This window comes from Rhodoglobus sp. (assembly GCF_053580035.1).
This window is the reverse complement of sequence record NZ_JBMDVL010000001.1, coordinates 93,691-108,408: the sequence shown is the minus strand read 5'-3', so window position 1 is coordinate 108,408 and position 14,718 is coordinate 93,691. Positions and strand designations below refer to the sequence as shown.

General features: G+C 58.0%; 11 protein-coding genes. 3 read left to right on the top strand and 8 right to left on the bottom strand.

Annotation, left to right across the window (positions count from 1 at the left end; all coding sequences use genetic code 11):
* The first annotated feature begins 18 nt into the window (after nucleotides 1-18).
* Nucleotides 19-1,983 (top strand): Stk1 family PASTA domain-containing Ser/Thr kinase, encoded by a 1,965-nt coding sequence (gene pknB, locus ACOH1Z_RS00540; RefSeq protein ID WP_449646559.1) that lies wholly within the window; start codon nucleotides 19-21, stop codon nucleotides 1,981-1,983.
* A 140-nt stretch (nucleotides 1,984-2,123) separates the two neighbouring features.
* On the opposite strand, the gene ACOH1Z_RS00535 is transcribed toward pknB, so the two are convergent.
* Complete coding sequence (locus ACOH1Z_RS00535; protein ID WP_449646558.1) at nucleotides 2,124-3,494, bottom strand: class II 3-deoxy-7-phosphoheptulonate synthase; 1,371 nt, start codon at nucleotides 3,492-3,494, stop codon at nucleotides 2,124-2,126.
* Nucleotides 3,495-3,585: 91 nt separating this feature from the next.
* The gene (locus tag ACOH1Z_RS00530; RefSeq protein WP_449646557.1) at nucleotides 3,586-4,275 is read right to left on the bottom strand and encodes a lysophospholipid acyltransferase family protein; all 690 of its coding nucleotides are present in this window, start codon (nucleotides 4,273-4,275) and stop codon (nucleotides 3,586-3,588) included.
* A gap of 163 nt (nucleotides 4,276-4,438) precedes the next feature.
* Here ACOH1Z_RS00530 and ACOH1Z_RS00525 point away from each other — a divergent pair, with 163 nt between their 5' ends.
* Nucleotides 4,439-6,262 carry an AMP-dependent synthetase/ligase gene (locus tag ACOH1Z_RS00525; RefSeq protein ID WP_449646556.1) on the top strand — a complete coding sequence of 608 codons (1,824 nt, stop codon included), beginning with the start codon at nucleotides 4,439-4,441 and terminating at the stop codon, nucleotides 6,260-6,262.
* Between the two features lie 127 nt (nucleotides 6,263-6,389).
* Here ACOH1Z_RS00525 and def read toward each other — a convergent pair whose 3' ends face one another.
* The 3 genes from def to ACOH1Z_RS00510 form a co-directional block, all read right to left on the bottom strand.
* Nucleotides 6,390-6,881 (bottom strand): peptide deformylase, encoded by a 492-nt coding sequence (gene def, locus ACOH1Z_RS00520; RefSeq protein ID WP_449646555.1) that lies wholly within the window; start codon nucleotides 6,879-6,881, stop codon nucleotides 6,390-6,392.
* A gap of 4 nt (nucleotides 6,882-6,885) precedes the next feature.
* Nucleotides 6,886-8,208, bottom strand: coding sequence for a MinD/ParA family ATP-binding protein (locus ACOH1Z_RS00515; RefSeq protein WP_449646554.1), 1,323 nt, complete (start codon nucleotides 8,206-8,208; stop codon nucleotides 6,886-6,888).
* A gap of 104 nt (nucleotides 8,209-8,312) precedes the next feature.
* Complete coding sequence (locus ACOH1Z_RS00510) at nucleotides 8,313-11,717, bottom strand: pyruvate carboxylase (protein ID WP_449646553.1); 3,405 nt, start codon at nucleotides 11,715-11,717, stop codon at nucleotides 8,313-8,315.
* Between the two features lie 121 nt (nucleotides 11,718-11,838).
* On the opposite strand from ACOH1Z_RS00510, the gene ACOH1Z_RS00505 reads away from it, so the two are divergent.
* Nucleotides 11,839-12,639, top strand: coding sequence for a ParA family protein (locus tag ACOH1Z_RS00505; RefSeq protein ID WP_449648168.1), 801 nt, complete (start codon nucleotides 11,839-11,841; stop codon nucleotides 12,637-12,639).
* Nucleotides 12,640-12,699: 60 nt separating this feature from the next.
* Here the strand turns inward: ACOH1Z_RS00505 and ACOH1Z_RS00500 are convergent, their stop codons facing one another.
* From ACOH1Z_RS00500 to ACOH1Z_RS00490, 3 genes are all read right to left on the bottom strand, one after another.
* Complete coding sequence (locus tag ACOH1Z_RS00500; protein ID WP_449646552.1) at nucleotides 12,700-13,248, bottom strand: MerR family transcriptional regulator; 549 nt, start codon at nucleotides 13,246-13,248, stop codon at nucleotides 12,700-12,702.
* A gap of 227 nt (nucleotides 13,249-13,475) precedes the next feature.
* The gene (gene ftsR, locus ACOH1Z_RS00495) at nucleotides 13,476-14,174 is read right to left on the bottom strand and encodes a transcriptional regulator FtsR (RefSeq protein ID WP_449646551.1); all 699 of its coding nucleotides are present in this window, start codon (nucleotides 14,172-14,174) and stop codon (nucleotides 13,476-13,478) included.
* Nucleotides 14,174-14,683: an FHA domain-containing protein gene (locus tag ACOH1Z_RS00490; protein WP_449646550.1), complete on the bottom strand. Its 510-nt coding sequence runs from the start codon at nucleotides 14,681-14,683 to the stop codon at nucleotides 14,174-14,176. The genes ftsR and ACOH1Z_RS00490 overlap by 1 nt, the downstream gene beginning before the upstream one ends.
* Nucleotides 14,684-14,718: the final 35 nt, after the last annotated feature.

Here is a 14,718-nt window from a genome sequence, read left to right as displayed (position 1 = left end):
GAACTTTAGACTCGCAGAGTGAATGCGAACACTACAGATCCGATGATCGGCCGTCTCCTCGACGGCCGGTATCAGATCCGTTCGCGAATTGCCCGTGGCGGCATGGCCACCGTCTACCTCGCAACCGATCTTCGACTTGAGCGCAAGGTCGCGATCAAGATAATGCACGGCCATCTTGCCGACGACAGCAAGTTCAAAGAACGTTTCGTTCAAGAGGCGCGATCGTCTGCACGCCTAGCGCACCCCAACGTGGTCAACGTTTTTGACCAGGGTCAAGACAGCGACATGGCTTATCTCGTCATGGAGTATCTTCCGGGAATTACGCTCCGCGACCTTCTGCTCGAGCATCGCATCCTGACTACCGAGCAAACGCTCGACATCATGGAGGCTGTGCTCGCAGGACTTGCCGCCGCCCACAAAGCGGGCATCGTTCATCGCGACCTGAAACCAGAAAACGTGTTGCTCGCCGACGACGGGCGAATCAAAATTGGCGACTTCGGTTTAGCCCGTGCTGCCAGCGCAAACACGGCAACCGGTGCAGCGCTGCTGGGTACGATCGCGTACCTCTCCCCCGAACTCGTTACTCGAGGTGTAGCTGACACCCGCAGCGATATCTACGCTGTCGGAATCATGATGTACGAAATGCTCGTTGGCGAACAACCCTTCAAGGGTGAGCAGCCCATGCAGATTGCGTACCAGCATGCCAACGATGCGGTGCCCAGCCCCAGCGCAGCAAATCACTTAGTGCCAGCAGAACTCGACGACCTTGTCCTATGGTCAACCGCCCGCGAACCGGATGATCGTCCGCGTGACGCGCGGGTGCTACTCGATCAGCTCTACCAAACGCACAGTTCTTTGATGACAGCGTTGCCGCCGACAGCCTCAACAGCGGTGCAGCGCACGATGGTGTTGCCAAGCGCTCCTGCTGCGGAGTCACTCGGGTCGACGGCCGAAACACAGATCTTCGGCGCTGAACTTCAACAGGTTGCCCCACCCGCGCCGACTCAAGTGTCAGAAAACACCACAACGCTTTCGACGCGCGCGACCAAACGGAAGTCACGTGGATGGTGGCTGCTCGTACTCATTGTGTTGCTCGTCGGCGGTGCCGCTGGCGCGGGGTGGTACTTCGGCTCTGGTCCTGGTTCGCAAGTGACGATCCCTGAAAGCATCACGAGCAGTACGCCAGATGAGGCGCGGGCAATTCTGGAAGATCTCGGGCTCACGGTGAGCGACGAACTTGGCGAAACGTTTGACCCCGTGGTCGCCATTGATCTGGTAGCCAACTCAACGCCAGCCGTTGGTTCAGCGGTACCCAATGGCTCGGCCGTCACGTTGCTCATCTCGAAGGGCCCCGAGCCCATCGCAGTGCCGGCGTTCGCGGGAATGACAGAACAAGAAGCACGAGATGCCATCGAAGCCGCTCCGTTCACTCTCGTCGAGCCCGTAATCAAGCAGTTCAACGGCGATATCGGTGCTGGACTCGTAATCGACGTCCTCGGCGTTGATGGGGCCTCGATCCTTGCTTCAGAGACCTACGGCGAACTGCAAGAAGTCACTCTCATCGTTTCAGTGGGGCCGCTACCAAACGTCTCCTGCGCGACCTTCGAGGAAGCGTCGCAAATTCTCGCTGGTGTCGAACTCGATGCAGTAAAGGGCATCGAAGTCTTCAACGATTGCGCCGAAGGAACGGTCGTCGCAATTGACTCCGAGAAGAACGCGGATGGCGTTGCCCGCACGTTCCGCGAGGGCGACACCGCAACGCTCATTATCTCTCGCGGACCCGATCTCGTTCAGGTTCCTGATGTCATCGGTGACAATATTGCCGCCGCTAAGCGCGAGCTCGAAGAAGCCGGATTCGTCGTCACCGTTGACACTGCCATCCAGCAAATCTTCTGGAGCTTCCCTCCTGCGGTTGTGACTGATCAAGACCCCGCTGGCGGAGAAATGATCAAGCGTGGCGCCGACGTCACGATCTACGGCTAGCCTGCCCGTTTCAGCCGTGCATTGACGCCTGTCGGTGCCCGGCCGAATACTGGCTCACCAAAACAAACGCTCGCTAGCGGTCCGTTCCTTGCCGGGACGACTGCTAGCGAGCGTCGTTGTTCAACGTCAAGCGTTTGAGGCTAGAAGGCGCGAAGCTCTTCGGCAACCAAGAAAGCAAGTTCAAGCGACTGCATGTGGTTGAGTCGAGGATCGCACAGCGACTCGTAGCGGGTTGCCAGAGTGGCCTCGTCGATCTGCTCTGAGCCACCCAAGCACTCGGTGACATCATCACCAGTGAGCTCGATGTGGATTCCACCAGGGTATGTTCCCGCAGCGCGATGGGCCTCGAAGAACCCCTTGACCTCGTCAACGACATCGTCAAAGCGACGAGTCTTGTAGCCAGTGGGCGTCGTGAGACCGTTGCCGTGCATCGGGTCGGTGACCCATAGCGGCGTAGCTTCCATGTCTTTGATTGCCTCGAGCAACGGCGGCAACGCGTCGCGAACCTTGCCAGCTCCCATACGAGTGATGAAGGTAAGTCGACCCGGCTCACGCTCGGGGTCGAGCTTGTCGATCAACTGCTTCATCGTCTCAGGAGTCGTCGTTGGACCGAGCTTCACACCGATCGGGTTGCGCAGCCGCGAGAAGTAGTCAATGTGCGCACCGTCGAGGTCGCGAGTGCGCTCCCCGATCCACAGGAAATGGGCGCTGGTGTTGTACGGAGTACCCGTGCGCGAATCGATGCGAGTCATAGGGCGCTCGTAGTCCATCAACAAGCCCTCATGGCTTGAATAGAACTCCGTGCGCTTGAGCTCGTCGAAGTCGGCACCTGCCGCCTCCATGAAGCGCACTGCCTTATCAATCTCTTTCGCGAGACTCTCGTACTGGCGGTTCGCCGGGTTAGCCGCGAAGCCCTTGTTCCAGGAGTGCACCTGGCGCAGATCGGCAAAGCCGCCCTGTGTGAACGCGCGAATGAGGTTCAGAGTGGATGCCGCCGTGTGGTAGCCCTCAACCAGACGTGCTGGATCAGCGGTCCGCGACTCTGGAGTGAAATCAAAACCATTGACGATGTCGCCACGGTAGGCCGGAAGGGTTACTTCTCCGCGTGTCTCAAAGTCACTTGAGCGTGGCTTGGCGAACTGGCCAGCCATGCGGCCCATCTTGACGATCGGCTTTGAGGCACCATACGTGAGGACAACGGCCATCTGAAGAATCGTTTTGACGCGATCACTAATTTGCTGGGCCGTAGCGCCAGCAAAAGTTTCTGCACAATCACCACCCTGCAAGAGGAAAGCTTCTCCCTGTGCAGCACGCGCCAGCCGTGAACGCAGGCGATCAACTTCGCCAGCGAATACCAGCGGAGGAAGGGAAGCGATCTTGCTCGAGGCTTCGCCAACCGCAACAGCATCCGGCCACTGTGGCTGCTGCTTGATGGGGAGGGTGCGCCAGTTGTCTAGACCGGCAATCACGGTTGGATCAGCGAGCACGACTGGTTCTGACGGGTCGACCACAGGGAGATTCCTTCATACATTTACTGCGAAAATGGCTGGGCTTGTGACCCACTACGAGCCTACCGGCTCACTGGGGTACGGAATGTCACGGTCAGCGACGAGGAGCAGCCGCGCGTTCCTTGACCGACGTAGCGTACACATCCACATACTCCTGACCGCTGATGCGGTTGAGCTCGTACATGATCTCGTCGGTAATGGACCGCAAAATGAAGCGGTCGCCTTCCATACCTTCGAAACGGCTGAAGTCGAGCGGCGCACCGAAGACGATTCCGATGCGACCCATGCGCGGGATTTTGGTGCCGATCGGCATGACCTTCTCAGTGTCGATCATCGCAACCGGAACCACAGGAACATGGCCCTCAAGAATCATGCGCGCTACACCGGTGCGACCGCGATACATCTTGCCATCTGGGCTACGTGTCCCCTCCGGATAGATGCCAAGAACTTCACCGCGAGCGAGAACCGCAAGTCCCGTATTGAGCGAGGCCTCGGAAGCCTTTCCGCCTGAGCGGTCAATCGGAAGCATTCCTGTGCCGTTGAAGAAAGCGCGAGAGAAGAAGCCCTTGATGCCGCGGCCGGTGAAATAGTCGCTCTTGGCAAGGAAGAAGATTCGCCGATCCATCACCAACGGCAAGAAGACCGAGTCAATGAACGACAAGTGGTTGCTTGCGAGGATCACGCCGCCCTTGCGTGGCAGGTTCTCGAGCCCAGAAACCCACGGCCGAAACACCGTTTTCAGAATGGGGCCGGCCACCAGATTCTTCATAAACCAATAGAACATGGTGCCTCTTTCTCCTGCTCGCGCGAATCTCTACTCTACAGCGCGCCCGAACGTACCCCACAAACGGGTGCAAATATTCTCCCGCGCCAATGCGCGCATGGTCTGACCCGCAAGACCTAGCTAGAGTGGAGTAGACCACCTTACCGGTGCCAAAGGAGTTGCCGTGAAACAGTTTGATGTACCAGCCCTAGTTGAGGCTGACCCGGAAGCGAACGCAACCGATCTTCTGATAGATCGCGTCGCGGCTACGCCAAATAACGCCCTATTCTCACTCCCCACAGCCAATGGCGGCTGGAGTGACGTGACGTCATCAGAGTTCCTAGCTCAGGTGAAGGCCGTCGCTAAGGGGCTCGTTGCCGCAGGCATACAGCCCGGCGACAAGATCGGGCTCATGTGCAAGACGCGCTATGAGTGGACGCTCATCGACTTCGCGACCTGGTTCGCCGGTGCCGTGCTTGTTCCGATCTATGAAACCAGCTCGCCAACTCAAATCCATTGGAATCTCACTGACTCTGGTGCGATTGCCATCATCACCGAGACTCCCGATCACTTCGCGCGCTTCGATGAGATTCGTGCTGACGTGCCCGCCATCGCTAACGTGTGGCAGATCGACCTCGGTGATATTGACAAGCTAGCCGCATCAGGCACTGCAGTGACCGATGAGGAAATTGAGCGCCGTCGCAACCTTGCCAAAGGTGCGGATCTCGCCACGCTCATCTACACCTCAGGCACAACGGGCAAGCCCAAGGGTTGCATAATTACCCACTCCAACTTCGTGGAACTGTGCCGTAACTCACAAAAGGCCATTCCTGAGGTTGTCAATCCCGACTCGAGCACGCTTCTGTTCATCACAACGGCGCACATCTTCGCTCGATTCATCTCCATTCTGTGCATCCACGGCGGAGTTAAGGTTGGGCACCAGCCCGACACCAAGCTGCTTTTGCCCTCGATGGCGTCATTCAAACCGACGTTCCTTTTGGCGGTGCCTCGCGTCTTTGAGAAGGTCTACAACTCCTCAGAACAGAAGGCAGAAGCTGGCGGAAAGGGCAAGATTTTCCGCAAGGCAGCAGATGTCGCGATCGCACACTCGAAAGCAATAGATGCCGGTCACGTTCCGCTGGGTCTCAAGATTCAGTTCGCCATCTTCGACCGCCTAGTTCTCTCCAAGATTCGGACTGCCCTCGGCGGACGAGTCAAGTACGCTGTCTCCGGTTCAGCGCCTCTTGGGCTTCGCCTCGGACACTTCTACCGCAGCTTGGGCCTCACAATTCTCGAAGGCTACGGCCTCACCGAGACAACGGCACCGATCTCCGTGAACAAGCCATCCAACTTCAAGATTGGCAAAGTCGGGCCACCGCTGCCCGGTGTTTCGGTGCGCATTGCCGAGGATGGCGAAATCCAAGCCAAAGGCGTGTGTGTCTTTGACGGTTACTGGAACAACCAAGAAGCCACCGACGAAGTGTTCGACGGCGAATGGTTCAAGACCGGCGACATCGGCAAGTTCGACGAAGACGGCTACCTCGAGATCACCGGACGCAAGAAAGAGATCATCGTAACCGCCGGCGGAAAGAACGTCGCCCCTGCGGCACTCGAAGATCCCATTCGCGCCAACCCGATCATCGGTCAAGTTGTCGTCGTTGGTGAACAGCGCCCATTCATCTCGGCGCTCATCACCCTCGATGAAGAGATGCTCCCCGTCTGGCTCAACAACAACGGCCTAGATGCAACCTGGACCCTTGATCAAGCAGCAAAGCACCCTGCGGTACTCGCCGAAGTGCAGCGCGCTATTGATGTCGGAAACGCGCGGGTCTCCCGAGCAGAGTCGATCCGCAAGTTCCACATCCTCGATGCGGATCTAACGGAAGCCAGCGGACACCTCACGCCCAAATTGAGCATCAAGCGCAACGTGATTCTTGCCGACTTCGCTGATGTAATCGAGTCACTGTACTCGAACTCACCGGCTACTGAAGGAATCTCGCTCAAGTAGTAGTTGCCGGGCCGGAAAGCTCGAGCACGAGAAAACCCCCGTCGTGGGCAAACACGACGGGGGTTTTCTGTGCCTACAAGCGGCTGCGCCTACAAGCGACTGCGCCTACGAGCGACGAATGACGGCGCTAGTACCAGGATGCTTGGCGAATAGCGCGCATCGCTTCGCGCTTCGACTCGGGTTCAAGGCCCTCTATGTACAGATGTCCATCAAGGTGATCAGTTTCATGCTGGAGCGCTTGAGCCATAAGCCCGTTTCCGCTGAGCTCAATCGGCTCGCCGTCAAGGTCAACGCCGGTCACGCGCGCGAACGGGTGCCGGCGACGAAGAAAGTAGAACCCGGGCACCGATAGGCAACCCTCTTCGACGAGCTCTGGTTCGCCAGACACCTCAACGAGAACCGGATTGATGATGTATCCGATTTCGCCGTCAACGTTGTAGCTGAAGGCTCGTAATCCAACACCGATCTGGTTGGCGGCCAATCCGGCACGGCCGGGAACCTGAACAGATTCAATCAGATCATCGATAAGCGCTGCAGCATGCGGGTCTCCGATAACAATCGGGTCGCACGGGGAACGAAGCACGGGATCGCCAAAGAGGCGAATCTCACGAACAGCCATAGTTTTAGTCGGTCCGTACCTCTGGGAGGCCGTCCATTACAACTGCCGCAAGCTCACGTGCAGCGTTCTTAGTCAGCTTGTTGAGGTCGCGGTAGTGCACAACCGAACCCGTGGCGAGGCTGGGGTCATAAGGAACGCGAACGATCTCCCGTACTCGCGACTTAAAGTGCGCCTCGATCTCCTCAAGCTTGACCAAGTTAGTTCCCTGCGTCGCCGTGTTCAGTGCGACTACAGCGTTCTTTACGAGATCGGCGTGGCCGTTGGATTCAAGCCACGTGAGAGTTTCGGATGCGAGGCGGGCCTCATCAACGCTGCCACCCGAAACGATGACAATGGAGTCAGCTCGCTGGAGGGTTGCACGCATGACGGAGTGCACAATTCCGGTACCACAGTCGGTGATCGCTACTGAATAGAATCGCTCTGCCATATCCGCAACGACGTTGTAGTCATCTTCGTCGAAGGCTTCAGAGACGTGGGGGTCGGTGTCTGAGGCCAGAACATCGAGTCGTGTTTCGTCTCGCGACACGACCGTCTGAAACTCGCTAAAAGTGTGAAGCCCATCAGAACGCATGACGACATCGCGCACGGTGGCCCGCGTTTGCTTGTCAATGCGTTCCGCGAGGGTTCCGCGGTCAGGGTTGGCATCGATCGCGATGATGCGATCTTCACGAGTATCTGCCAATGCCATTCCGAGCAAAGCTGTGATCGTCGTCTTTCCGACACCACCCTTGCGAGTGAGCACAGGAACGAAGCGAGTACCACCGATAAAGGTCTTGGTAATGCGCGCCTCGAGCGCTTTGCGCTCCCGTACGTAGTACGAGTCACCCAGATTCACCAAGTGGAAGGTGAGCGCATAGACAAGCTCCTGCAGGAAGCCCTCAGGTGCCGGACGACGGTTCTTCTTGCCCTGATTGATGAGACGTTCGGCGGTGAGCATCGTCGCCGTTTCTGGTGCAGCGCGAACCTCGGTGCGCTGTCGACCGCGACGTGTCGTTGGGTGATCTACCGGAGGCAATTCCGGGATAACCGCCGCTTCTTGGGCAGTCTCTGCAGGCATCGTGACCACGGCAGATGGAACAAAGGACACCGAAGTCGTTGCCATAGCTGCAGGGTCAACGTGGTGGGCGTTGACCGGCACGTCGTCGATAGCGACAGCCGCCTCGTGCTCTGGAGTCTCCCGAACCTGAGTCGGCAACGCCAACGTGAACGTGAGACTTTCAGTGCTCGGTGCCTCTTTTACCGTCGAATCTTTCGAGTCGTGATCGGTCGACGAACTTTCGTCGTCGGAGGACGACTGCACATCGGGTTCATTGCGCTTAGTAGCCACTTATCGATCCCTTTCAGAAAGCAAACACACAACTTTACCGCGTATACGCACCGAACGTGACCCTTGCCTCAAAAGAGCCTCGTTCGGAGCCCACGTCGGCGTGACTAACTTGGCTCAATTTCTACAAGCAGGTCTCCGGCATCCACTTGCTGCGTCTGAGGAATGGCGAGCCGTTTGACCCTGCCAGCAACCGACGTAGTGATCGCCGCTTCCATCTTCATTGCCTCAATTGACGCAACCGCCTGGCCTGCCTCAACCTGTGTGCCCTCTTCGACCTGAAGCGTCACAACCCCCGAGAATGGCGCTGCCACATGACCCGGCTTCGACGCATCGGCCTTTTCAGCTGACGTCGAGTCGACCTTAATGCTCAGGTCTCGGACGAAGACCGGACGCAACTGGCCGTTGAGTGTGGCCATAACCGTGCGCATCCCCTTCTCATCTGCTTCACCGATCGCCTCAAGCCCGACGAAGAGCTGAACTCCCTTGTCAATTTCGACGACATGTTCGTTGCCCTGCTGGAGACCATAAAGGTAGTCGGTGCTTGCGAGAGCGGAGAGATCTCCATAGGCCTCACGAGCTTTTTCGAAAATCTGGGTCGGTCCAGCAAAGAGAAGCCTATTGAGGGCGGAACGACGTTCGTTTGGCTCACCGTCGAGAGCAGCCTGGTCTTCAGCGCTGACCTCTTCGACACCAATCTTGACGTTTCGGCCCTTGAGGACTTTCGACCGGAATGGCTCTGGCCAACCGCCAGGAAGCTCACCCAACTCCCCCGCCATAAACCCAATGACCGAGTCGGGGATGTCGTACTTGTCCGGATTTTCCTCGAAGTCCGCTGGATCTGCCTTCGCTGCAGCAAGCGCCAGGGCGAGATCTCCAACAACCTTCGAGGACGGAGTGACCTTTGGCGGACGGCCGAGCATCTTGTTGGCAGCAGCATAGAGGTTCTCGATGGTCTCGAACTGGTCGGCAAGGCCAAGCGCAATCGCCTGCTGACGCAAGTTCGACAACTGACCACCAGGAATCTCGTGGTGGTAAACGCGGCCCGTTGGTCCAGGAAGTCCTGACTCGAATGGGGCGTAAGTGTGGCGAACGGCTTCCCAATACGGCTCAAGATCCGAGACCGCATCGAGCGAGATTCCCGTGTCACGCTCGGTGTGCGCGAGCGAAGCGATGAGAGCCGACATGGATGGCTGACTTGTCGTACCCGCCATCGGAGCGCTAGCGACATCCACGGCATCCGCACCCGCACGCGACGCCGCAAGCAAGGTGGCCAGCTGGCCGCCTGCCGTGTCGTGAGTGTGCACGTGCACCGGAGCATCGAAACGTTCACGCAACGCGGCCACGAGGGTCTCTGCGGCCTCTGCACGCAGCAGCCCAGCCATGTCCTTGATTGCGAGCACGTGAGCGCCGCTCTCCATGATCTGGTCGGCAAGCTTGAGGTAGTAGTCGAGGGTGTACAGGTCCTCATTCGGATCGAGCAAGTCACCCGTGTAACAGAGGGCGACCTCAGCGACGGCGGTGCCCGTGTTGAGCACTGCGTCAATTGCCGGGCGCATTTGAGATACATCGTTGAGCGCATCAAAAATGCGGAAGATGTCGACGCCGGTGCTCGCAGCCTCACGGACAAACGCATCCGTAACCTCTGTGGGGTACGGGGTGTAGCCGACAGTGTTGCGACCGCGAAGAAGCATCTGGATGGCCACGTTAGGTAGAGCCTCCCGCATTGACGCGAGGCGCTCCCACGGATCTTCAGCCAAGAAACGCAGAGCGACGTCATACGTTGCCCCGCCCCAGGCCTCGACCGAAAGCAATTGCGGAGTCAACCGCGCAACATGCGGCATTACAGCAACTAAGTCTCGAGTTCGCACGCGAGTAGCCAAGAGCGACTGATGGGCGTCGCGGAATGTCGTTTCTGTTACCGCGAGAGCTTTCTGCTCACGAAGAGCTGAAGCGAAGCCGGCAGGGCCCAGTTCCAACAGTCTTTGGCGTGAACCGGCAGGAGCCTCAAGGGAAAGATCAACCTGAGGCAACTTGAGCTGCGGGTTGATGATTCCTGCACCGTCGCCGTTGGGCTGATTGACGGTCACTTCAGCCAACCAGGTCAAGATCTTTGTTCCACGGTCCTTAGACCGGTGTGAGTTCACGAGCCACGGGCGCTCATCGATGAACGCCGTGCTCAAATCTCCCGCAATGAACTCCGGGTCATCGAGCACTCCCTGAAGGAACGGGATGTTTGTCGTCACACCGCGAAGACGGAACTCAGCCAGTCCACGACGTGCGCGTCGCACAGCGGACGCAAAATCACGACCGCGGCACGTCATCTTCACGAGCATGGAGTCGAAGTGCGGAGAAATTTGCGCCCCTGCAGAAACCGTTCCACCATCCAGACGGATGCCCGCGCCACCAGGCGAGCGGTACGTCGTGATCTTTCCGGTGTCAGGCCGGAACCCACTCGCCGGGTCTTCGGTCGTGATGCGGCACTGGAGGGCTGCTCCGCGGAGCTTGAGCTCATCTTGACGGAGCCCCAATTCTTCGAGGGACTCGCCAAAAGCAATTCGCATCTGAGACTGAACGAGGTCGACGTCGGTGACCTCTTCAGTGACAGTGTGCTCCACCTGAATGCGCGGGTTCATCTCGATAAAGACGTGCTCACCCTTGCGCTCCCCCGCCGTGTCGAGCAAGAACTCGACAGTGCCGGCATTGACGTAGTCAATAGACTTCGCAAAGGCGACGGCGTCACGGTACATCGCTTGTCGAGTGTTCTCGTCAAGGTTGGGGGCTGGAGCGATTTCGACAACCTTCTGGTGCCGACGCTGAACGGAGCAATCGCGCTCAAACAAGTGAATGATGTTGCCGTGCGAATCCGCAAGGATCTGAACTTCGATGTGGCGTGGTCGCACAACCGCTTGCTCGAGAAACATTGTCGGGTCGCCGAAAGCGCTTTCCGCTTCACGCATAGCCTCGACAAGCGCATCGCGGAGATCTTCTTTCTTCTCCACTCGACGCATTCCGCGCCCGCCACCACCAGCAACTGCCTTAGCGAAAATGGGGAAACCGATGTCATCGGCGCCCGCGAGAAGTTCATCAAGATCAGTACTTGCCGGAGTCGACTTGAGCACGGGAACTCCCGCAGCAATAGCGTGCTCCTTGGCTGTGACCTTGTTGCCAGCCATCTCAAGAACCTTCGTCGGCGGACCGATGAAGGCGATTCCGGCATCCGCTGCTGCGTGAGCAAGCTCCGGGTTCTCCGAAAGGAAGCCGTAACCGGGGTAGATCGCGTCAGCACCCGACTCTTTAGCTACGCGGATAATCTCCGAAACGTCGAGATAGGCACGTACAGGATGCCCCTCTTCACCAATGAGGTAGGCCTCATCCGCTTTGAGCCGATGAACCGAGTTTCGATCCTCGTAGGGAAAAACAGCAACAGTTCGTGCACCGAGTTCGACAGCCGCGCGCATTGCACGGATCGCGATTTCACCTCGGTTAGCAACGAGAATCTTCTTAAACATTCGATCCTTCCTGACAAAAACCAAGCCTAGAGTGATTGAACTCTGGCAGTTTCCTCAAGGGTGCGCAAAAGTTGGCGGAGTTTTAGGTTTCTTAACTGTAGTGAAGGTATCGTCGTTACTCGTGCACGTACTTAGCGTTAGTTCCCTCAAGGGGGGCGTTGGAAAGACGACCGTGACGCTTGGGCTCGCTTCGGCAGCTTTTGCTCGCGGTCTTCGAACCCTCGTCGTCGACCTTGACCCACAGTCGGATGTGTCGACCGGAATGGACATCGATGTCACCGGTCACCTCAACATTGCCGACGTGCTCGCTTCTCCTAAAGAGAAGATCGTGCGCGCGGCAATCGCCCCCAGCGGGTGGACTAAGGGCCGCCCCGGCAAGGTAGATGTACTCATCGGATCGCCATCCGCGATCAACTTTGATGGCCCGCACCCGAGCATCCGCGAGATCTGGAAGCTTGAAGAAGCTCTCGCCAACGTCGAGGCTGACTACGATCTGGTGCTCATTGACTGTGCACCGTCTCTCAACGCTCTTACGCGAACCGCGTGGGCGGCCAGCGACCGCGTCTCCATCGTCACTGAACCTGGCCTGTTTTCGGTTGCTGCCGCTGACCGCGCCCTTCGAGCGATTGAAGAAATTCGTCGAGGACTATCCCCACGACTTCAACCACTCGGCATCATCGTGAACCGCTTGCGCTCACAATCGCTTGAACACCAGTTCCGCATCAAGGAACTGCGAGACATGTTTGGGCCGCTCGTCCTCTCCCCCCAGCTGCCAGAACGCACATCGCTGCAGCAGGCTCAGGGAGCGGCCAAGCCACTCCACGTCTGGCCCGGCGAGAGCGCCCAAGAGATGGCGCGTTACTTCGACCAGCTTCTCGATCGCGTCATGCGCGCTGCGAGAATGGGTGAATACAACAACTAGCGTTTCCGCACGGTACTGACCCGCAGGGCGTGCCTGCGAAGGTGTAGCTACAGAGTGCGTCTAGGAAGCGCGGGAAGCGCGGCGCTTCGCCAGCTCATCCATGGGGTCTTCGCCCTTGACAGTGTCGATGTCGATGAGACTTGTCTCAACTTCACGAAGCACCTTGCCAACGGCGATACCGAAAACGCCTTGGCCGCGGCTGACGAGGTCAATGACTTCGTCATTCGAGGTGCACAGGTAGACGCTGGCACCGTCACTCATGAGTGTGGTCTGGGCGAGATCGTGGATGCCTGATTCACGCAATTGGTTGACGGCGATACGAATCTGCTGAAGAGAGATGCCGGTGTCGAGAAGGCGCTTCACGAGCTTGAGCACCAGAATGTCGCGGAACCCATAAAGTCGCTGTGATCCTGATCCTGCTGCGCCACGAACGGTTGGCTCAACAAGCTCTGTGCGGGCCCAATAGTCGAGCTGGCGGTAGCTGATTCCTGCTGCCCGAGCGGCGACCGCACCGCGGTAGCCTGCTGAGTCATCGAGGTCGGGCATTCCGTCAGTGAAGAGAAGGCCAAGATCGTAGCGTGATGTCTCGCTACGGCTCAATTCACTCATGGCATTGCCCCTCTAGATTCTGATTCGACCAGCACGAGAAACGATCAACCTTCATGTTGAAGTTGACGCTTAATCTTTCGTGTTACCCCACGGTAGTCACGCCCGCCGCATCGATCAACGACATTCGCAAAAACTCCGCGGCGTGTCGGAATTAGTCAGGGTAACTGTGCCAACGTCAGCTAATCGCGCCCGGCCACAACCAGAAAACGATCAACGAATCGACCGTACTACGAATCGAGTCGACTAAGGGCAGATCGGATAAGACTGCTGCGAACAATCTCTAGCTGGCCCGCAATTTCACGAGCCATCTCTGCAGCGCGAGCCCGGCTCGATGCATCCTTGCGACGAGCTACGGGCATCAGTGCGCTCTCAATGAGCCCCAACTCGCGCTCAGCGGACGCACGGAAGCCACGCAAGTGCCTCGGCTCAATTCCACTGCGCTGAAGCTCGACAAGCGACTTCAGTACCGCAAGCGAATCTTCGCCAAAAACATCGGACGCCACGATAAGCGACGACGAAATCGCATCGCTCAAAAGCATGGGGCTTGCGCCAGCTTCGCGAATTAACTCTTCCCGCGTGAGCTTGCGCTCGGCCGACAGCATCGATGCTGCCGCAACGGCACCACCAGGAAGTTCAGGAGTGCGCCCGGCATCCATTTCTTCGAGGTAGCCACGGATTACCTTGAGCGGCAAATAATGGTCTCGCTGCATGGAAAGCACAAAACGAAGTCGCTCCATATCGGACGACGAAAACTTGCGATACCCCGACGCCGTTCGTGCCGGCGCCACGAGTTTGCGCTCCTCAAGAAACCGAAGCTTCGACGGAGTGAGATCGGGAAACTCAGGACTGAGTTTTGCGAGAACTTGCCCAATACTCAACAGTACTGGCGCCGGAGCTTGACGCGCTTGACGCGCAACCCCAGCCACTAATTACCAGCCGCCGACGGAAGGTCACGGCGAGACGCGTAAAACGTCAGCCTGTACTTGCCAACCTGAACCTCAGCGCGGTCACGAAGAACCGCGGTCGACTCGATGCGGTCACCCCCGAGATACGTTCCGTTGAGCGAGCCCAAATCCTTAACATCGAATGTTGTACCGCGACGCAAAAACTCGACATGACGACGCGAAACAGTCACGTCATCGAGAAAAATATCCGCCTCGGGATGACGACCAACAGTAGTGATGTCGGCATCCAGCAGAAAACGTGCACCAATATTTGGTCCGCGGCGCACAATCAGCAGCGCAGAACCTGAAGGCAGCGCAGAAATTGCTGACTGCTCATCGACCGAAACATCGGCGCCCATTGCCGCGACCTGAGCCGCGAACTCGTGACTATAAGTAGCAGTGGTGTCGATTCGCTCGACAATAGGCTGCGCGGACGTCTCGTCAGCCGACTGCATGTCGGCGCCGTGACCACTATTCATTGACTCAACCATCGCAAACCTCCCTGACTGAACAGCGTATCGGATCG